The sequence below is a fragment of the Sphingopyxis sp. DBS4 genome (assembly GCF_024628865.1).
In the GTDB taxonomy this organism is placed as follows: Bacteria; Pseudomonadota; Alphaproteobacteria; order Sphingomonadales; family Sphingomonadaceae; genus Sphingopyxis.
The window spans coordinates 728,576-747,458 of sequence record NZ_CP102384.1 but is presented as its reverse complement, the minus strand read 5'-3'; the positions used below and the strand labels follow the sequence as shown (position 1 = coordinate 747,458).

The following is an 18,883-nucleotide window of genomic DNA, read 5'->3' as shown; positions in this document are numbered from 1 at the left end:
GATAGCGCCGGAGATGGGCCCCTGCCTTCGCAGGGGCACGGCGGGAAAGAATCTGATGTATAACCTTCTCTCCGCCCTCCCGGTCATCGAGGCGTCGTCCTTCGTCGCCTCCCCCACCGCGGGCCTTTACCTCGCGCAGTTCGGCGCCGAGGTGATCCGCGTCGACCAGATCGGCGGCGGCCCCGATTTCCGGCGCTGGCCGGTGACGGCGGAGAATGATTCGCTCTATTGGGAAAACCTCAACCGCGCGAAGAAGTCGGTCGCACTCGACCTCGCCCGGCCCGAGGGGCGCGAACTGCTACAGGCGCTGGTGCGCGCGACCGGGCAGTTCGTCACCAACTTCCCCGCCGGCGGCTTCCTGTCGCACGAATTGCTCGCCGAGAAGCGCCCCGACCTGATCACCGTGCGCGTGATGGGCTGGGCCGATGGTTCGCCCGCGCTCGACTACACCGTCAACAACAGCGTCGGTTATCCGATGCTCACCGGGGCGGGGCCGGAGCCCGTCAATCACGTCCTGCCCGCGTGGGACCTGCTCACCGGCGCCTATGCCGCCTTCGCGCTGCTCGCCGCGATCCAGCGCCGCGCCGCGACGGGCGAAGGCGGCGAGGTCCGCCTGCCGCTCTCCGACGTCGCGATCGGCACCGTCGCCAATATGGGCGGCATCGCCGAGGTGCTCTATTCGGGCGAGAACCGCCCCCGGCTCGGCAATGCGGTCTATGGCCTGTTCGGGCGCGATTTCACCACCCGCGACGGGCAGCGGACGATGGTCGTCGTCGTCACGCCGCGCCAATGGGCGAACCTGATCGCTGCGCTGAATCTCGGCGAAGCGGTCGCGGCGGTCGAGGCGGCCCGCGGCGTCTCCTTCGCGAAGGACGACGGCCTCCGCTTCACCCACCGCGACGCGCTCTATCCTTTGTTCGAGCAGGCGATCGCGGCGCGCGATCACGCCGACATCGCCGCCGCCTTCGACGCGGGCGGGATCGTCCATTCACCCTATCGCACGATGCTCGACGCCGCGAACGACCCGGCGCTGGTCGCCGACAACCCGATCTTCGGCGCCGCCGCCAACCCCAGCGGCTTCGCCTACCCCGCCGCGGGCGCCTTCGCGACCATTCCGCAATCGGAGCGCGAGCCGCCGCGCCCGGCCCCGCGAAATGGTCAGCATAGCGAAGAGGTGCTGTCCTCACGCCTGTCACTATCGTCGACCGAAATCGCCCGCCTGATCGACGCCGGTATCGTCGGTGTCGACTAAGATCGCCTTCCCCTTTTCCGTCACCCCGGACTTGATCCGGGGTCCCGCTAAGCAACGTTTGAAAGCTGGCCCCCGGATCAAGTCCGGGGTGACGGAGCGGTTAAATACCCCTGCCCAAACCGGAGACCAGACATGACCCTGCGCCGCGCCGCCATCGTCGCCCCCATCCGCACCGCCGTCGGCAAGTTCGGCGGTTCGCTCTCGTCGATGACCGCGGGCGATCTCGGCGCCGTCATCCTGAAGGCGCTGATCGAGCGCACGAAGATCGACCCGGCGCGCGTCGACGATGTCGTCTTTTCGCAAGGCTACGGCAACGGCGAGGCGCCGTGCATCGGCCATTGGTCGTGGCTCGCCGCCGGCCTGCCGCTGGAGGTGCCGGGCTATCAGCTCGACCGCCGCTGCGGCTCGGGGCTGCAGGCGATCGTCAACGCCGCTATGATGGTCCAGACCGGCATGTCGGACATCGTCGTCGCGGGCGGCGTCGAATCGATGTCCAACGTCGAGCACTACAGCACCGATATCCGCAAGGGCGTGCGCGCGGGCAATCTCACCTTTCACGACCGGCTGACGCGCGGCCGCGTCATGTCGCAGCCGGTGGAACGCTTCGGCGTCATCACCGGAATGATCGAGACCGCCGAAAATCTGGCGAAGGATTATAATATCAGCCGCGAGGCGTGCGACGCCTATGCGGTGCGCAGCCACCAGCGCGCCGCCGCCGCCTGGACGAACGGCCTGTTCGACGACGAACTGGTGCCGGTGTCGGTGCTGCAGAAGAAGGGCGATCCCATCGTCTTCGCCCACGACGAGGGCTATCGCGCCGACGCGAGCATGGAAACGCTCGGCAAGCTGCGCGCGCTGGAAGGCGGCGTGGTCACGGCGGGCAATGCGAGCCAGCAGAATGATGCGGCCGCCGCCTGTCTCGTCGTCGCGGAAGACAAGCTCGACGAACTCGGCCTCGAACCCATCGCCTGGTATCACAGCTCGGCGGCGGCGGGCTGCGATCCGAGCCGCATGGGCATCGGCCCCGTTCCCGCGGTCGAACGGCTGTTCGCGCGGAACGGCCTCGGCTGGAGCGACATCGACCTCGTCGAGCTCAACGAGGCCTTCGCGCCGCAGGTGCTCGCGGTGCTCAAAGGCTGGGGCTGGTCCGATGACGACGGCCGCAACGAGATCCTCAACGTCAACGGCTCGGGCATCTCGCTCGGCCACCCGATCGGCGCGACCGGCGGCCGCATCCTCGCCAATCTGACGCGCGAACTGATTCGCAGGAACGGCCGCTATGGTCTTGAAACCATGTGCATCGGCGGCGGCCAGGGCATCGCGGCAATCTTCGAGCGCGCCTGATGGACTTGCGCTCCGCCCTGCAAGCGGCACAGACTTATCGCGGTGCGGCACAGGCGGCGCTCGCCGAACGACTAGCGGTGCGGCCGATCGATCGCGAGCAGCGCGCGGCGCACGGCTTTGCCTGGGTTGCGACGACGGTGGCAGCGCTAGAAGCGACACTGGATTGGTTTGAAGCGGGCAATGCCGCGAACCCGCTCGACGCGAAGATAGCTACCCTCGCCTTCGCCGAAGGCATCGGCCAGCTCACCGGCGGCCTGCCGATGGGGCAGAATGAGATGTTTCGCCCGGCCGACCTCGGTCTCACCGCCGCCGCGCGGGCGCTGGCGGACGCCTGCGCCGACCTGCTCGACGCCGACCATGCGGCAACGCGCGCCGCGGTCGCCGCCGCGCTCGCCGAAGGCCATTGGCCGAGCGAGACGCTGCACGACACCGACCTCGACGCGATCCGCGAGCAGTATCGCCGCTTCACCGATGCCGCGATTATCCCCCACGCGCACGGCTGGCACCTCGCCAATGACCTGATCCCCGACGCCACCGTGCAGGCGATGGCCGAACTCGGCACCTTCGGCGTCTGTATCCCCGAGGAATTTGGCGGCCTCGGCCTCGGCAAGCTCGTGATGTGCCTCGTCACCGAGGAACTGTCGCGCGGCTGGATCGGCGCGGGCTCGCTCGGTACGCGCTCGGAAATCGCGGGCGAGCTGATCGCGATGGGCGGCACCGACGCGCAGAAGGCCGAATGGCTGCCGAAAATCGCGAGCGGCGAGATATTGCCCACAGCGGTGTTTACCGAACCCGACGTCGGCTCCGACCTCGGCTCGCTCCAGACGCGCGCCCGGCGCGAAGATGATCACTGGGTCATCGATGGCGCAAAGAACTGGATCACCCACGCGAGCCGCTCGGACCTGATGACTCTGCTCGCGCGCACCCTCCCCGACGCCAAGGGCTATGCGGGCCTGTCGATGCTGCTCGTCCCCAAGCCGCGCGGGACCGAGGCCGATCCCTTCCCCGCCCCCGGCATGACCGGCAGCGAGATCGAGGTGCTCGGCTATCGTGGGATGCGCGAATATGCCTTGCAGTTCGAGGGGCTGACGGCGCCCGCCGACGCCCTGCTCGGCGGCGAGGAAGGGCAAGGCTTCAAGCAGCTCATGCGCACCTTCGAGGGCGCGCGCATTCAGACCGCCGCGCGCGCCGTCGGCGTCGCGCGCCGCGCGCTCGAACTCGGGCTCGACTATGCCCTCACCCGCAAGCAGTTCGGAAAAACGATCGTCCATTTCCCGCGCGTCACCGACAAGCTCGCGATGAGCCTCATCGATTTCATCATGGCGCGCGAACTCTCCTACGCCGCCGCACGCGCCAAGGATTCGGGAAAGCGCTGCGACATCGAGGCGGGAATGGCGAAGCTGCTCGGCGCACGCGCTGCCTGGTCGAACGCCGATGCGGCGCTGCAGATTCACGGCGGCAACGGCTATGCGCTCGAATATGAGATCAGCCGCGTGCTGTGCGACGCGCGCATCCTCAATATCTTCGAGGGCGCGGCGGAGATTCAGGCGCAGGTGATCGCGCGCGGGCTGACTGGAGGACGCAATTGATGACCGACTGGAGCGCATGGATCGGCCGCGAGGATGAGCGCCGCGACCATATCGATCCGGCCGCGGTGGCGCGCTGGCTCGCGACGCTCGACCGCCCCGCCCCGGCGGACGGCAGCGTCCCGCAGGCTTATCACTGGTGCCTCGGCCTGCCCGATGCGCCGACCGCGAGCCTCGGCGCCGACGGCCATCCGGTGCGCGATGACAGCGACGACAGTTTCCTGCCGCCGATCCCTCTGCCGCGCCGCATGTGGGCGGCGAGCAAGGTCGAGTTTCTCAGCCCCCTGCGCCCCGGCCAGTCGGTGGTGCGCAGCTCGCGCGTCGCCGCGATCACCGAGAAACAGGGTGGCAGCGGCAAGCTCGTCTTCGCCGAAGTCGCCCACGAAACCCGCGGCGACGGCGAGCTGGCGGTGCGCGAGACGCAGTCGATCGTCTTCCGCGAGCCCGCTCCCGCCGGCGCGCCGCCTGCCCCACCGCCGCCCGGCGACGACAGTTTCGATCCGTCGCCGTGGAACGCGCACCGGATGCTCATTCCGTCGGAAGCCTTGCTGTTCCGCTATTCGGCCCTGACCTTCAACAGCCACCGAATCCATTACGATCTGCCCTATGCGACGCAGGAAGAGGGCTACCGGGGCCTCGTCGTCCACGGGCCACTCACCGCTACGCTCCTGCTCGATCTCGCGCAGCGGCAGTTCGGCGATAATGCCCTCAGGCGCTTCGACTTTCGCGGCACCTCGCCTGCGATCTGCGGCGAAGAGCTGCACCTTGCGCTGCGCGGCAGCGGCGATGCGATCGAGCTGGGGGCCTTTGCGGCCGACGGGCGGCAGGTGATGGCGGCGACCGCGTCCGTCTGACCGGGCGCGCATTTCTCTCTTCCATAAGATCGCGATGCCATTAAGCGAAGGTCATGCGTCTCGCGACCATCACCAACTGGGCCTATGGCGCGACGGTCGTGCTGACGATCGCTTCGTCGACGACGATGCTGCTCGCCTCGAACGCGCAGCAGCGCGAGCGCGAGGCGGTCGAGCAACGCTACCGGCTCGATCAGGCGACCGCGACGCTGGGCGACGACATCTTCGCGCTGAGCGACCGCGCGCGCCAATATGTGAACAGCGGCGACGCGACCTATCTGGTTGGTTACCGCGCCGAAGCGGCGGCGCTCAAACCGGTCGAGCAGCGGATCGCGCATATCGGCGATGCAGGTGCTTCCGAAAGCGAGCTTGCGGCGCTCGGCGAGGCGGTGCGGCTCGCCGACCTGCTCCGCGACGAGCAGAGCGCGGCGCTGGCGGCGCATGAAAAGGGCAATGAGGCAGAGGCCCGCCAGCTCCTGTTCGGCGCCGAATATGAGCGGCAGCTCGACCGCGCCGAAATGGACCTCAGGCGCTTTCAGGACCGGCTCGAAAGCCGCACCGAACGGCAGGTCGCGGCCGCGACCGACCTGTCGCGGCTGTGGAAGCGCATTTCGGAGATCGTCCTCGCGCTGACCGCGCTGCTCGTGCTCTGCGTCCTCTATTTCGTCTTCAAGCAACGCGTCCTGCACCCGGTCGTCAAATTGAGCGACGTCGTCAACCGTCTCGCCCGGCAGGATTTCGAGGCCGAACCACCCGCGATCGACCAGATCGACGAGATCGGCGATATGGCGCAGGCGATCCGCATCTTCCGCGAAAACGGCCTCGAACGCCTGCGGCTGGAGGCCGAGCGCGACGCCGACCGGTCGATGCGCGACCTGCTGTCGCGGATGACGCAGCGGCTGCAGGGCTGCGACACGATGGATGATCTGAAAGAGGTCGTCGGCCGCTTCATGCCGGAGATCGCGCCCGGACTCGCCGGGCGTCTCTATCTGCTCGACCAGCGGCGCAACATGGTGGTCGAGGCGACCAACTGGCTCGATCCCGTTCATTCGAGGCCCGAGTTTTCGGCGCTTGCCTGCTGGGCGCTGCGGCGCGGCGTTCCGCATCGGCCCGCGGGCGCCAGCATCGACGTACCGTGCGATCATGTCGAGCGGAGCGGCGATGCGCCGCTCGACACGCTGTGCCTGCCGCTGATCGCGCAGCGCGAAACGCTGGGACTGCTCTATCTCGAACCCAAGGATGCGCGGGGCGACGGTCTGACCGGCCCCGAAATCTATCTCGACATATTGGCCGAGAATATCGGGCTCGCGGTCGCCAACCTCCAGCTCCGCGAAACGCTGCGCGAGATGGCGCTCGCCGACCCGCTCACCGGCCTGCCGAACCGACGCCAGCTCGACCAGCTTCTGGAGGTGCAACTCGCAGAGGCCGGGCGGCTCGGCCGCGATCTCGGCTGCCTGATGGTCGACGTCGATCATTTCAAGCGGTTCAACGACGTCCACGGCCACGATGCCGGGGACATGATCCTGCGCGAGGTCGGGCGCGTGCTGGCGAGTTCAACGCGCGAAGCGGGGCTCGCCTTCCGCTATGGCGGCGAGGAGTTCATGGTCCTGCTGCCGGGCTTTTCCGCAGACCAGGCGAGCACGCGCGCCGAGGAGATCCGGCAGCGGATTGCCGGCCTGCAGCTCGGCAGCGAAGCGGGCAATCTCGGCCCGGTCACCGTCTCGATCGGGATCGCGATCACGCCGCTCCATTGTCCGCCCGACCGGCTGGTGCGCACCGCCGACGCCGCGCTGCTGCGCGCGAAGGCAATGGGGCGCGACCGCGTCGAAATGGCGCAGCAGCGCGACGCGTTCGCGGCTACCTGACGCTCGATCGTGATCGGGTTAGGCTCAAACACCGCCTTCCTTATCTCGTCATCGCGAAGGCCGGGATCTCGCCGGTGCGTCAGATCGAGACGGCGAGATCCCGGCCTTCGCCGGGATGACGATTCCGTCAAAAACGATCAGGCTCTAGGCGGGCACGGCCTTCTTGCGCCGCACGATCGTCTGCGCGTTCGTATATTCGAGCAGGCCTTCGACCCCGCCCTCGACCCCGACGCCCGACTGTTTCATGCCGCCGAAGGCTGCGGTCGGCGACAGATGCTGGACCTCGTTGACCCAGACGGTGCCGCTCGCGATGCGCTCGGCAATTGCGAACGCCTTGTCCTCGTCCGCGCCCCAGACGGAGCCGCCGAGGCCGTAATCGGTGGCATTGGCGCGTGCGACGACCTCGTCGAGATCGTCGAATTTGAGGAGCGGCAGCACGGGACCGAACTGCTCCTCCTGCACGATGCGGCTGTCCTCGGGCGGATTGTCGAGGATGGTGACGGGGATGAAATAGCCCGGCACCTCCGCCGCCTCACCCCCGACGAGGAACTTGTAGCCCTTGTCTTTCGCGTCCTGAATCAGGTCGAGCACGCGGTGGTATTGCGCCTCGTTGTTGATCGGGCCGATCTGCGTCCCCTGTTCGGACCCGTCGCCGACCTTCACCGTCTTCGCATAGGCGACGAGCGCCGCCTTCAGCGGCTCGTAGATGTCCTTGTGGACATACATGCGCTTGGTCGCGATGCAGATTTGGCCATTGTTGCGGAAGGCGGCCCAGAAGAGTTCCTCGGCGACCTTTTCGACATCGACATCGGGCATGACGATCGCGGCGTCGTTGCCGCCGAGTTCGAGCGTGACGCGCTTGAGCGTCGGCGCTGCCGATTCCATCACCCGGCGCCCGGTGGCGGTCGATCCGGTGAAACTGATCTTGTCGAAGCCCTTATGGCTCGTCATCCACGGGCCGAGCGCATCGCCTCCGGTGACGATGTTGAGCACGCCCGGCGGCAGCAGGTCCTTGACCAGTTCGCCGAACTTGAGCGTCGCCAGCGGCGTGAACGGCGAAGGTTTGAGCACCATCGTATTGCCCGCGAGCAGCGCCGGGCCGACCTTGAACATCGCGAGGATCATCGGGAAATTCCATGGCGCGATGGCGCCGACGACGCCGAGCGGGATGTGGCGCGTCTCGCTATAGCGTTCGTCGCTGTCCTCGTTGACCGTCACCGGCAGATCGAGGCTCGCGGCGCCCATCAGCCAATAGCCCGCGCCCATGATCTCGCCCTCGGCCTCGGCGTGCGGCTTGCCCTGTTCGGCGGTCAGCAGGCGCTTGAAAGCGTCGGCATTGGCGAGCACCGCCTGCCCCATCGCGTTCAGCGCGGCCTTGCGTTCGGCGATCGGCGTCGCGGCCCAGCCGGGAAAAGCGCCGCGCGCAGCGGCAATCGCGCGGTCGAGGTCGTCGCGCCCCGCATCGGGAACGCTGGCGATCACCGCCTCGGTCGCGGGGTTGCGCACATCGAAACGGGCGCTGCCGGCGTCCAGTTTGCCGCCAATCAGCATCGCATAGTCGCGGTCGAATTCCATGGTTCGTCTCCTCTCATTCCCGTTCGTGCTGAGCTTGTCGAGGCGCTGCCCTTTTCTTCGACGTTCGAAAGAAGAACGGTCCTTCAACGAGCTCAGCGCAAACGGGGAATTTCAATCCTATGGTATCAGCACGACCTTGATGCACTCGCCGCGCGCCTGCGCAGCGACGGCCTCATTGATCCGGGCGAGCGGAAAGGTCTGGATCAGCGTGTCGAAAGGGAAGCGTCCCGCGGCGTGATGCGCGATCAGTTCGGGGATGAAGCTTTGCGGGTCGCTGTCGCCCTCGATGATCCCGATGATGCGGTGGCCGGGGGTCATCAGCGCGGCGATGTTGACGCTGATCGCGGCGTCGCGTTGCGCGGGCACGCCGACGAGCCCGATCGCGCCATGGCTGCCGAGTGCGGCGAGCCCCGCCTCGATGACGGGCACGACGCCGCTGGTGTCGAACGCGAAATCGAGCCCGGCCGGAACGATCGCGCGCAGCGCTTCGGCCAGATCGCCGGCCTCGGCCGGATCGACGACATGCGTCGCGCCGAGCCTCTTGGCGATGTCGCGCCGCGCGGCGATCGGTTCGACGAGGATGATCGTCGAACAGCCCTGGATCACCGCGCCCATCACCGCCGCCAGCCCGACCGGGCCGCCGCCGAAGATCGCGATGCTCGATCCTGCGGGGCAAGCGAGCGAGTTCATCACGCCGCCTGCGCCGGTCTGGAACCCGCACCCAAGCGGCCCGAGCAGTTCGAGCTCGACCTTTGACGTATCGACCTTCACCACATTGCGCGCGCGGGTGACGGTGAGCGCCGAGAAAGAGGACTGACCGAAGAAATGCGACGTGATCCGCTCATCGCCCTTCGCATAGGCGGTCGAGCCGTCGTCGAGCCGCATCCCGGCATAGTTCAGTGGTACGAAGCTCTGGCAATAGCTCGGCAGATGCTCGTCGCAGCGCGGGCAGGCGCCGCAGCTCGAAAAGCCGACGACGACGGCGTCGCCGACGGCGAGGCCTTCGACCCCCTCGCCCACCGCCTCGATCACCCCCGCGCCTTCGTGGCCGAGCACGCCGGGCAGCGCGAAGGGCGCGAACTGGTCGCGGAAGATCAGGTCGGTGTGACAGAGCCCGACCCCCGCGATCCGCACCCGCACCTCACCCGCGCGCGGCTCCTCGACCGCAATCGTTTCGATCGTGAAATCGCCGCCGGGCTGTCGCACCACGGCGGCCGTCGCTTCGGTCATATCCTTCTCCGTTCAATGAAGCCCGCGCCGTTCCTGCTGGCGATAGTCGCTCGGCGCCATGCCGAACCAGGCGCGGAAGGCGCGGCTGAAATGGCTCTGGCTGGTAAAACCCGTCGCCTCGGACAGCGCCGCAAGGCTGAGGTCGGTCTGGACGAGCATCTGCTGCGCGCGGTCGAGCCGCGCCTTCATCACATATTGGTGCGGCGAAATGCCCGTCGCCTTCTTGAACAGGCGGCAGAAATGCGACGGCGTGACCCCCGCGACCGCCGCCATCGCTTCGAGACTATGCTCTTCCGCCGGGTTGGCGAGCACTGCGTTCATGATCTTGTGAAGGCGGTAGGCCGAAAAATCCGACACCGGGATTTCGGTGGGATTGCCATGCGCGGGCGGTCCCGAGAGGATATGCGCCTTCAACGCATTGACCATCGCCGAGACATAGGCGGTGCGTTCCTCGGCCTGCGGCGCGTAAAGCTCGGCGAGTATCTGGCGGGTCAGCGCGACCCCCAACGGATCGGCGAAAGCAAAGCGCATCCGGCTGAACTGATCGGCGTGCGGCTGCCCCGCGAGCACATCCGACGACATCGACAGCGTCACGACGTCGAGCTCGCCATCGACGAGCCAGCCGGTCGGCATCCCCGCGGGGACGATCGTCGCGCAGCCGGGGATCGAACTCGTCTCGGTCCAGCCGTCCCTGTCCCACGTCTTGACCTGCGGCTTGCCCGCGACATGGACGGTGAAGATCGGCTGCGGCAGCGCGGGCAAGGTGTAGCTGCCGACGAACTGGCGCCAGCGGCAGAGTGACCAACCGTCGCCGAACGATCCCATCTCGACATCGGGCGCGCGGCCGAGGACGTCGCAGATGATCTCCTTATTATCCCAGACGCTGTCCTGTTTCACGTCACCAGCCTGACCTCGAGCCGTTTGAAGCCATTGATGAAGTTCGACCGCACGCGGTTCGGCTCTCTCACGACCTCGAAGCGCCGAACATGCCGCGCCATCCACGCAAAGGCCAGTCGCAATTGCATCTCCGCCAGCCGCGATCCGACGCACACATGCACGCCCGCGCCAAAGGCGAGATGCTGGCGGATCGGGCGCGTCACGTCGAAGCGGTCGGGATCGGCGAAGATTGCCGGATCGCGGTTGCCGGCGGGATAGAAGACGACGACCTTGTCGCCCTTGCGGATCGCCTGCCCGCCGAGTTCGGTGTCGCGCGTCGCGGTGCGGCGCATGTGGATCACCGGGCTGGCATGGCGCACCATCTCCTTGACCGCGTTCGGCAACAGATCGGGGTCGGCGCGGACGGCGTCCCATTGATCAGGATTGGCCGCGAAGGCGATCAGGCTGTGATTGATCGAGTTGCGCGTCGTCTCATTGCCGCCGACGAGCGCGAGGATCAGATTGCCGATGAAATCGCCGAGCGGCACCGGCTCGCCATGGATTTCGGTGTTCGCGAGCAGCGAGGCGATGTCGGGGCCGGGCCTCGCGCGGCGTTCGTCGAACAGTGCGGCGGCAAAGCCCATGAATTCCTGCATGATCGCCGCCATCGCCTCGGGCGACTGGCGGAAATCGGGATCGTCCTCGCCGACGAAAGCGTCGGTCCAGCGGTGGAGGTCGTGCCACATCTCGGCGGGCACGCCGAGCAGTTCGGCGAGCGTCAGCAGCGGGAGCGGGACGGTGAGCAGCGGCAGGATGTCGACTGTCTCGTTCAAGGGGACGGCGGCGAACAGTCGCTCGACCCGCTCGGCGATCCGCGCCTCGATCCCGTCGAGCCGCGCGGGTGACAGCGCGGGCATGACGAAGCGGCGATATTGGGTGTGGGTCGGCGGATCGCGCGAAATGAAGGGGATGCCGATCGCCGCCTCGCCCGCTCCGGTCAACCCGACCTCATTCTCGTTGAAGATGCGGTGCCCGCCATTTTCATGCGCCGAGGAGAAGAGGTCGGCCTGCCGCGATACCGCGACGATGTCGTCGAACCCCAACACCGCCCAGAAGCCCGCGCCATCGACCTCCGGGTTCCAGTGGACCGTTCCCGCGGCGCGCATCGCCGCAAGCTCGGCATAGGGCATGGCGCCGACGTAGAGATCGGGATTCTTGAGGTCGACAGCCGCCATGATCAGAAGCCGTAGCGCAGGCTGACGCCATAGGTGCGCGGCGCGGCGGGGACGAGGAAATTGAACGGGAAGCCCGCACCGCGCAGGTCGAGCCCATAGCCATAGGTCTTACGATCGAAGAGGTTGTTGGCGAACAGCCGAACCGTCAGCGCATCGTTCGACCAGCTCAGCGATGCGTTGACCTTGGCGTTCGCCCCCTGCTGCAACTCGCTGTTCACCTGCGGCGTGCCGGGCGCGTCGATCTCGTTGAAGGGAGAGAAATACTGGCGGCTCGAATAGGCCATGTTCGGCGCGAAAGTCAGCGTACCGCCGGCAATGTCGACCATGTCCCACTCGAAACCGAGCTGCGCGGTGAGTTTGGGCGCGAAGGGAAGCGAATTGCCCGAAAGGTCGGCGCCTTGCAGCGTCAGCTCCTTATATTTGGAATGCAGCCAGCCGAGTGAGGCGTCGATACGAAAGCCGGCGGCGGGGCGCAGCGTCGTTTCGACCTCGAGGCCATAGACTTCCGACGAGGGCGCATTGACGAGAAAGGAAACCGGCCCCGCCCGCGTGTCCTGAAGCTGCTGGTTGGAATAGTCATAGTAGAAAGCCGATGCGGCATAGGTGAGCAGGCGCCCGCCCGCGCGGCCCTTGATCCCGACCTCATAGGCGTTGACCCGCTCGGGCTCGATATAGGAAATACCGCTAGACGAGGTATAGCCACCGCCGTTGACCGCCCCGGCGCGATAGCCGCGATTGTAGCTGGCATAGAGCAACATCCCGCTGTCGAACGTATAGCTGAGCGCCACGCGGCCGGTGAGCGCGTGATTGGTGTCGGCGAGCGCGAAGCGCGCATCGGGATCATAGGCGCAGGTGCCCGCGACGCCCGCGCAGGGCACCGTCGTCGCGATCGGCGTGTCGGGATCGTCGACCCCGCCGACGAACAGATAGGCGAAGGCGTCGTCGTAGCGCGATTTGTCGGTGGTGTAGCGCGCACCCAGGGTCAGCACGAGCCGGTCGGCGAGGTCGATGTCGGCCTGGCCGAACACCGCATAGCTTTTGCGCACCTGCCGGTAATGCTGGAAGAAGCCGCCCGCCGGGGGCAGCGGCAGGTTGAACCGGTTGTCGGTGATATTGCGGTCCCAGCCATAGAAGAGCCCGCCGACGAAGGTGATGCCGTCGCCGTCGTAATTGGCGCGCAATTCCTGGCTGAACTGGCGGTAGCGCGAGCGCCAGTTGATATCGAGCAGGTCGAGCGGCGACCCGTCGGCCGCCTGCTGCAGATCCTGCTTGCCGCCATCATAGCTGGTGATCGAGGTCAGGCTGAGCCGGTCGTTCAGTTCGAGCGCGATATTGGCCGAGAAACCCCATGCGTCGGTGCGGTTCTCGCCGACGCGGTTCTCGTCGGTCTCGAAGAAGCCGAGCCCGGTGCGAAAGGCGCCCAGGCCGTGGACCGCCGCCTGCGTCCCGCGATCACGCCCGCCATAAGCGCGCAGCACGATGTCGAGCGTCTCGACCGGCTTGAGGCGCAGCGAGGCGCGGCCCTGCAGCGTGTCGACCGACGCCGCGTCGCGCCCGCCGGGAAAGACATTTTTGATCTGCCCGTCGCCCTTGGCGTAATTGACCGCGAGGCGAAGCCCCGCGACATCCTCGGCAAGCGTCGCCTCGGCGGCGCCCTGCGCGGTGATCGTGTCGAAATTGGCGTAACCGAGCTGGACGTATCCGTTCGTGCCCGACAGGCCCGGCTTCTTCGTGATGAAGTTGATCGCCCCGCCGGTGGTGTTGCGCCCGAAGAGCGTCCCCTGCGGCCCGCGTAGCACCTCGATGCGGTCGAGGTCGAACAGCCCCATGCCGTGGCTGGTGCGCGGCGCCAGATAGACGTCGTCGAGATAGACCCCCACGGGCGACGCCTGATTGCTGTTATATTCGTTCGCCACCCCGATGCCGCGCAGCGAGAAATTCGGCTGCGTATCGCCATAGGGGCTGTTGATCTGAAGATTGGGGACCGCATCGCCGAGTTGCGCCGAATTGGTGATGCCGCGTTCGGCGAGCGTGTCGCCGCCGAGCGCGGTGACCGCGAGCGGCACGTCGAGCAGCGACTGTTCACGGCGCTGCGCGGTGACGACGATGTCGCCGTCGGCGGCGTCGGTCCCGGCGGACGCGCCGCCCGTCTCCTGCGCCAGCGCGGCGGTCGATGTCGAAATTGCGAGCGCAGCGAGAAGCGCGCGCGAAAAGGCCATGCTTGCCATATCATCTCTCCCGATCGAGGCCTCTGCGAACCTCATGGAAAAGAATTAGATCGGCGCCCCCCGCGTGGCTTTAGCCTCGCTTGCAACGAGATTTGACATTTCTTGCGCGCCGGGCGCCCGACCTGTCGCTCCCCATCAGGGGATGATGACGCCCGTTTCGGCCTTCACGCGGTCGAGGGCAATCAGCGAGCGGAAGCTTTCGATGGCAGGATTTTCGACAAACAGGCGCCGCGTCAGCGCCTCATAGGCGGGCATGTCGATCGTGACGATCACCAGCGCAAAGCTGATCCCGCCGGTGACATAATAGCATTGCTGGATTTCGGGCGTGGCCCGGAACAGTGCCTTGGCGGCCTCGACCGTCGCCGCATGTTCGTCGATCAGCCGCACCTCGACGATCGAGGTGATCGTCAGCGCCGCCGCCGCCGGATCAAGGAGCGCGACATTCGCCCGGATGATTCCGGCCGCCTCCATCGCCGCGATCCGTCGCTGCACCGCCGCTGCCGAGAGATTGACCGCTTCGCCGATCGCGCGCTGCGGTATCTTGTTGTCGCGCTGGACGAGGCGGAGGATCGCCTTGTCGAACGAATCGAGCGCGCGCGGGGAACGGTGGACGGAACGGGACATGGACGCACTTTTGTTGCATTTACCGGTGCGATCAAGAGCGCTTCGCTCGCCGCGTCGATGCTATCGCCGCGCCGTTCGACGGCAAAGGAATCGGGGCCATGGCGCAAGGCGGAAAGGCGACCCTCGCCGGGGTGGCATATGGCATGGGAGCCGGCGCGCTCTGGGGTCTCGTCTTCCTCGCGCCGCAACTCGCCTCGGCCTTCGGGCCGCTGCAACTGACGATCGGGCGGTATCTGGCTTATGGCCTGCTCTCGCTCGCGCTGATCGCGCCGCGCCGCCGGATGCTCGCATCGCATCTCGCTCGGCACGACGGACGCGAACTCGCCCTGCTCGCACTGCTCGGCAACACGCTCTACTATGTGCTCTTGTCGGCGGCGGTGCAGGCGGGCGGCATCGCGATGACCTCGCTCGTCATCGGCTTCCTGCCGGTCGCGGTGACGATCATCGGCCGGCGCGACGCCGATGCCGTGCCGCTCCGACGGCTGCTTCCCTCGCTCCTCCTCTGCGGCGCCGGGGCGATCTGCGTCGGATGGCAGGCGTTCGCGCTGCTCGACAGCGCATCGATCGAGCCGCTGATCGGCCTTGCCTGCGCGATCGGCGCGCTCGCCTCATGGACCGCCTATGCGGTCCGCAACAGCCGCGCCCTCGCCCGCCTCGACGCGATTTCCGCCCACGACTGGAGCCTGCTCATCGGAATCGCCACGGGCGCTCAGTGCCTGCTGCTGCTTCCGCTCGCGCTCTTCCTCGAAAATTGGCGTCATGGTGCCCCTGACTGGCTGCTGTTCGCGGGCGTGTCGGTCGGGGTGGCGCTGCTGGCGTCGATCGCGGGCAATGCGCTGTGGAACCGGATGAGCCGGCTGCTGCCGCTCGCGCTCACCGGGCAGATGATCCTATTCGAGACCTTGTTCGCGCTTCTTTACGCCTTCTGGTGGGAACAGCGCGGCCCAACCGCACTCGAAGCAGCGGCGTTCGGCTTCGTCATCGCAAGCGTGCTTGCCTGCGTCGCGGCACACGGCGGGGCTGGCGCAAGGCCGACGAAGCTGGCAATGGAGGCCCCTGAGTAATTAGCTTACTAAGGAGTTTCTGGATGACGCACAGCCGCCCGATCGCCACCATATCCGCCGCGTCCGCGCGCGAATTGACCGACGCAGCGGCGACGGCCGCTGCGGAAATCGGCGTGCCAATGTGCATCGCGGTCTCCTGCGCCGCGGGCAATCTCCTTCATTTCCTGCGCATGGACGGCGCACCGCTGCTCAGCACCGACATCGCGATCAACAAGGCCTATACCGCCGCTGGTTTCGGCATGGCGACGCATGCGTGGCACGAGTTCATCAAGAACGACCCGCCGCTACTCCACGGCATCGTCCACACCGACCGCCTCGTCACCTTCGGTGGCGGCTATCCGGTCAAGGAGGGCGGCGCGGTCATCGGCGGCCTCGGCATCAGCGGCGGCCATTATCATCAGGACATGGAGGTCGCGACGAAAGCGCTCGCGGCGGTCGGCCTCGCGGCCGAATAGCGTCGCAACCTCCCTGCCCTACCGCCGCGTCAGGATATCCGCCCGAACGGCAATAATTGCTCGGCGAGGCGAGAGGCGCCCTTGTGGTCGCCCGCCTGGATCAGCGCGGCGACACGCTTCGCGGCCGCCTGCGTGATCCGGTCGACTTCGGCCGGGGCCGGCGCACGTACCGCCTTGTCGAGCAGCAGCTTTGCTGCCGGGGCGTCCTTCGCGTCGAGCGCGACGCGCGCCAGCCCCGCGTAAGCGGGAAAGAAGGCGCGGTTGCCGCCAAGGCTCACCGCCTTGTTCAGCGCCGCCAGCCCCTTACTTTTGCTCGCACCGAGCGCCGAGCCGCCGACGAACCCGCCGACCTCGTTGATCACCGTGAGATGCCATCCGCCGAGCGCGATCTGCGCTTCGGGATCGCTCGGATGACGGTTCGCGAAGGTCGTCAGCAAATCGCGTCCGCGCCGCGCGTCGCCCAGCGACCGCGTCAGCTTGCCGCGATAGCCATAAGCGATCCCCTGCTGAAGCTGGGCGTCGCGATTTGCAGGCTCCTTCGCCAGCGTCGCATCGAGCGTCTTGATGGCCTGGTTCACCAACGCCAGCGCCTGTGTCTTGCCGCCGGTCTGAAACGCCGCGGTGACGAGCGTGGCACGCGGACTCGCGGCCGAAACGGCAGGCGCGGCGAGAACGATCGCAGCGGCGCCCAGAAAGGCAGTCGATTTATGCATGTGTCGAAAACTCCCGTCGGTTGCCCTGTTCGAGATTAGATTGCCCGTATTTGACATTGATGTCAATTATAAATAGTGGTTGCGCCGCCATTCCGTTGAATGGAGCGTGATTTTTGGCGATCTGTTCCATTTTGATGGGTGTTAATATAATTCAATGTCAAATTAATGAGGTGGGCCGATGGTGAGCGAAGGGGATATCCGGGCGCAGCGAAGGCGGAACCGCCTGCTTCGCTGGGCACCGCGGTTGAAGGTAACGGGCGGCGCGCGGCTGTGGCTTACGCGGCGGCTTTTGCACGCGGCTACGATCGGATCTGCGGCGCGGGTCCGCCGCCGCGGCATCGCCCTGACTCTGTCGCGCCTCCCGACGCCCAATCGCACCCGCGTCCGCATCCTGCGGCCCGAGGGCCCACCCAAGGGCGTGTTGATCGATTTCCACGGCGGCGCCTGGGCGGTGGGCCTCGCCGCGATGGACGACAAGCTCAATGCCGGTTTTGCCGAGGCGTGCGGCCTGCTGGTCTTCTCGGTCGACTACAGGCTCGCGATGCCGCGCTCGATCGCGGCGATCCAGGCCGAGTGCGCGGCGGCGGCGCTGGCGATCGCCGAGCGGCAGGATGTCGCGCACTTGCCGATATTCCTCACCGGCGAGTCCGCCGGCGGCCATCTCGCGCTGTCGGTCGCGCTGATGCTCAAGGACCTGCCGGAGTGGAGCAGCCGTTTTCGCGGCATGGTCCTGCATTATGGCGTCTACGACCTCGGCGGCACGCCCAGCGCCATGACGGCGGGCAAGGACAGTCTCGTCCTCCACGGCCCCACGCTCGAACGCCAGATCGCGCGGTTGTGTCCCGGCCTGACCCGCGAGGAAAGGCGCCGGCCCGATCTCTCACCGCTTTACGGCGATCTGACCGGCTTGCCGCCCGCGCTGATCGTCGTCGGCGACATCGATCCGCTGCGCGACGACAGCATCCAGCTTGCCGAGCGGCTGCAAGCCGCCGGGGTTGAGGTTGAACTGGAGCTGTTACCCGAGGCGCCGCACGGGATCATCCACTTTCCCGGCGCCTATGCCGCGAAGGTCCGCGAGCGCGGCCATCGCTGGCTTCGGCAGAGGTTGGCCGCCATCCCCGCCTGACCCTCCCTCTTCCGGTCCGGCGCCTCCTTCGTGTGCGCTGTCATATTGACGAACGCGCGATGGCGGTTCAGGAGTCACGGCATTGTGCCGTCGGCGGCCACCCCGCCGCGCCGACGCGCCGCCGTCCCACGCACCGGGGGAATAGAGGGACCATCATTGACCGAAGTGGCGAAAGTTCCGAAGGAGCCCCGGGTCCGGCGGCGCAAGTGGATGGGGGACAAAGCGCGCGAAGAGGGGCTGATCGCCGCGCGCAAGCTGCTGCTCGAAGGCGGTCCGGGCGCGGTGACGCTCGCCAATGTCGGCGAGGCGATCGGCATGTCGCACGCCAATGTCCTCTATCATTTCGGCTCGGCCGCCGACCTGCAATCGGCGCTGATGGGATCGATGATCCGCGACCTGACCGACGCGCTCGACAGCGCGGTCGAGCGGATCAAGACCGACGGCGCTGCGCCGCGGGTGATCGTCGATCAGGTGTTCGACGCTTTCGGCGAGGGCGGCGCGGGCCAGCTTGCCGCCTGGATCGCCCTGTCGCGCGACTTTTCGCATCTGGAGCCGGTGCGCGAGGCGGTGAACACGCTGGTCGTCGCCTTTCGCGACAAATTCCTCGACGAGGACGCCGATCCGCGCGTCCGCTCCGCCGTGCTGATGGTCGCAACGTGCGCGTTTGGGGATGCCGTAATCGGCCCGCACCTGCGCGACATGCTGGGCCAGGATGAGGACGCGATGCGCAGCCTGGCGGCAAAACTGCTGCCGATGTTCGTCATCGGGCCGCTGTAGCATTCGTCTCCTTCCAAAAAGGCGGGGCGGGCCAAGACCCGCCCCCCAGTGGACGCTTCCCGGAGTGCGGGTGGGAGAGCGG

General features: G+C 67.1%; 16 protein-coding genes. 9 read left to right on the top strand and 7 right to left on the bottom strand.

Annotation, left to right across the window (positions count from 1 at the left end; genetic code table 11):
• The first annotated feature begins 55 nt into the window (after positions 1-55).
• The 5 genes from NP825_RS03465 to NP825_RS03445 all read left to right on the top strand — a co-directional run bounded on the left by NP825_RS03465 (position 56) and on the right by NP825_RS03445 (position 6,898).
• The gene (locus tag NP825_RS03465; protein WP_257548409.1) at positions 56-1,252 is read left to right on the top strand and encodes a CoA transferase; all 1,197 of its coding nucleotides are present in this window, start codon (positions 56-58) and stop codon (positions 1,250-1,252) included.
• A gap of 132 nt (positions 1,253-1,384) precedes the next feature.
• A complete protein-coding gene (locus NP825_RS03460) occupies positions 1,385-2,596 on the top strand; it encodes an acetyl-CoA C-acetyltransferase (protein WP_257548408.1) in 1,212 nt (403 codons plus the stop codon).
• Complete coding sequence (locus NP825_RS03455) at positions 2,596-4,185, top strand: acyl-CoA dehydrogenase family protein (protein ID WP_257548406.1); 1,590 nt, start codon at positions 2,596-2,598, stop codon at positions 4,183-4,185. Before NP825_RS03460 ends, NP825_RS03455 begins: the two co-directional genes overlap by 1 nt.
• Positions 4,185-5,036: a MaoC family dehydratase N-terminal domain-containing protein gene (locus NP825_RS03450; protein WP_257548404.1), complete on the top strand. Its 852-nt coding sequence runs from the start codon at positions 4,185-4,187 to the stop codon at positions 5,034-5,036. Before NP825_RS03455 ends, NP825_RS03450 begins: the two co-directional genes overlap by 1 nt.
• Before the next feature lie 53 nt (positions 5,037-5,089).
• Positions 5,090-6,898 carry a diguanylate cyclase gene (locus tag NP825_RS03445; protein ID WP_257548402.1) on the top strand — a complete coding sequence of 603 codons (1,809 nt, stop codon included), beginning with the start codon at positions 5,090-5,092 and terminating at the stop codon, positions 6,896-6,898.
• Positions 6,899-7,042: 144 nt separating this feature from the next.
• Here the strand turns inward: NP825_RS03445 and NP825_RS03440 are convergent, their stop codons facing one another.
• The 6 genes from NP825_RS03440 to NP825_RS03415 all read right to left on the bottom strand — a co-directional run bounded on the left by NP825_RS03440 (position 7,043) and on the right by NP825_RS03415 (position 14,666).
• Entirely contained in the window at positions 7,043-8,473 is a 1,431-nt protein-coding gene (locus NP825_RS03440) for an aldehyde dehydrogenase family protein (RefSeq protein WP_257548400.1), read from the bottom strand.
• 117 nt (positions 8,474-8,590) lie between these two features.
• On the bottom strand, positions 8,591-9,703 hold the full coding sequence (locus NP825_RS03435) for an NAD(P)-dependent alcohol dehydrogenase (protein ID WP_257548398.1): 1,113 nt from the start codon (positions 9,701-9,703) through the stop codon (positions 8,591-8,593).
• Positions 9,704-9,715: 12 nt separating this feature from the next.
• Positions 9,716-10,600 carry a helix-turn-helix domain-containing protein gene (locus tag NP825_RS03430; protein WP_257548396.1) on the bottom strand — a complete coding sequence of 295 codons (885 nt, stop codon included), beginning with the start codon at positions 10,598-10,600 and terminating at the stop codon, positions 9,716-9,718.
• Positions 10,597-11,814, bottom strand: a complete 1,218-nt coding sequence (locus tag NP825_RS03425) for a cytochrome P450 (RefSeq protein WP_257548395.1) — start codon at positions 11,812-11,814, stop codon at positions 10,597-10,599. The genes NP825_RS03430 and NP825_RS03425 overlap by 4 nt, the downstream gene beginning before the upstream one ends.
• A gap of 2 nt (positions 11,815-11,816) precedes the next feature.
• Positions 11,817-14,042, bottom strand: a complete 2,226-nt coding sequence (locus NP825_RS03420; protein WP_257548394.1) for a TonB-dependent receptor — start codon at positions 14,040-14,042, stop codon at positions 11,817-11,819.
• 135 nt (positions 14,043-14,177) lie between these two features.
• Positions 14,178-14,666: an Lrp/AsnC family transcriptional regulator gene (locus tag NP825_RS03415; protein ID WP_257548393.1), complete on the bottom strand. Its 489-nt coding sequence runs from the start codon at positions 14,664-14,666 to the stop codon at positions 14,178-14,180.
• A gap of 98 nt (positions 14,667-14,764) precedes the next feature.
• Between NP825_RS03415 and NP825_RS03410 the strand changes: the two genes are divergently transcribed.
• Together NP825_RS03410 and NP825_RS03405 are read left to right on the top strand one after the other, a co-directional pair.
• A complete protein-coding gene (locus tag NP825_RS03410; protein ID WP_257548392.1) occupies positions 14,765-15,730 on the top strand; it encodes a DMT family transporter in 966 nt (321 codons plus the stop codon).
• A gap of 23 nt (positions 15,731-15,753) precedes the next feature.
• Positions 15,754-16,185, top strand: a complete 432-nt coding sequence (locus NP825_RS03405) for a heme-binding protein (RefSeq protein WP_257548391.1) — start codon at positions 15,754-15,756, stop codon at positions 16,183-16,185.
• Between the two features lie 29 nt (positions 16,186-16,214).
• Here NP825_RS03405 and NP825_RS03400 read toward each other — a convergent pair whose 3' ends face one another.
• Positions 16,215-16,898, bottom strand: coding sequence for a lipopolysaccharide assembly protein LapB (locus NP825_RS03400; protein WP_257548390.1), 684 nt, complete (start codon positions 16,896-16,898; stop codon positions 16,215-16,217).
• 178 nt (positions 16,899-17,076) lie between these two features.
• On the opposite strand from NP825_RS03400, the gene NP825_RS03395 reads away from it, so the two are divergent.
• Entirely contained in the window at positions 17,077-18,024 is a 948-nt protein-coding gene (locus NP825_RS03395; RefSeq protein ID WP_257548389.1) for an alpha/beta hydrolase, read from the top strand.
• Positions 18,025-18,234: 210 nt separating this feature from the next.
• Complete coding sequence (locus NP825_RS03390; RefSeq protein WP_257548388.1) at positions 18,235-18,801, top strand: TetR/AcrR family transcriptional regulator; 567 nt, start codon at positions 18,235-18,237, stop codon at positions 18,799-18,801.
• The last annotated feature ends 82 nt before the right edge of the window (positions 18,802-18,883 follow it).

Excerpts from the sequence above, each read along its gene's own strand:
- NP825_RS03465 (WP_257548409.1), top strand. The coding sequence starts at position 56 with ATGTATAACCTTCTCTCCGCCCTCCCGGTCATCGAGGCGTCGTCCTTC.
- NP825_RS03460 (WP_257548408.1), top strand. The coding sequence starts at position 1,385 with ATGACCCTGCGCCGCGCCGCCATCGTCGCCCCCATCCGCACCGCCGTC.
- NP825_RS03455 (WP_257548406.1), top strand. The coding sequence starts at position 2,596 with ATGGACTTGCGCTCCGCCCTGCAAGCGGCACAGACTTATCGCGGTGCG.
- NP825_RS03450 (WP_257548404.1), top strand. The coding sequence starts at position 4,185 with ATGACCGACTGGAGCGCATGGATCGGCCGCGAGGATGAGCGCCGCGAC.
- NP825_RS03445 (WP_257548402.1), top strand. The coding sequence starts at position 5,090 with ATGCGTCTCGCGACCATCACCAACTGGGCCTATGGCGCGACGGTCGTG.
- NP825_RS03440 (WP_257548400.1), bottom strand. The coding sequence starts at position 8,473 with ATGGAATTCGACCGCGACTATGCGATGCTGATTGGCGGCAAACTGGAC.
- NP825_RS03435 (WP_257548398.1), bottom strand. The coding sequence starts at position 9,703 with ATGACCGAAGCGACGGCCGCCGTGGTGCGACAGCCCGGCGGCGATTTC.
- NP825_RS03425 (WP_257548395.1), bottom strand. The coding sequence starts at position 11,814 with ATGGCGGCTGTCGACCTCAAGAATCCCGATCTCTACGTCGGCGCCATG.
- NP825_RS03420 (WP_257548394.1), bottom strand. The coding sequence starts at position 14,042 with ATGGCAAGCATGGCCTTTTCGCGCGCGCTTCTCGCTGCGCTCGCAATT.
- NP825_RS03415 (WP_257548393.1), bottom strand. The coding sequence starts at position 14,666 with ATGTCCCGTTCCGTCCACCGTTCCCCGCGCGCGCTCGATTCGTTCGAC.
- NP825_RS03410 (WP_257548392.1), top strand. The coding sequence starts at position 14,765 with ATGGCGCAAGGCGGAAAGGCGACCCTCGCCGGGGTGGCATATGGCATG.
- NP825_RS03405 (WP_257548391.1), top strand. The coding sequence starts at position 15,754 with ATGACGCACAGCCGCCCGATCGCCACCATATCCGCCGCGTCCGCGCGC.
- NP825_RS03400 (WP_257548390.1), bottom strand. The coding sequence starts at position 16,898 with ATGCATAAATCGACTGCCTTTCTGGGCGCCGCTGCGATCGTTCTCGCC.
- NP825_RS03395 (WP_257548389.1), top strand. The coding sequence starts at position 17,077 with ATGGTGAGCGAAGGGGATATCCGGGCGCAGCGAAGGCGGAACCGCCTG.
- NP825_RS03390 (WP_257548388.1), top strand. The coding sequence starts at position 18,235 with ATGGGGGACAAAGCGCGCGAAGAGGGGCTGATCGCCGCGCGCAAGCTG.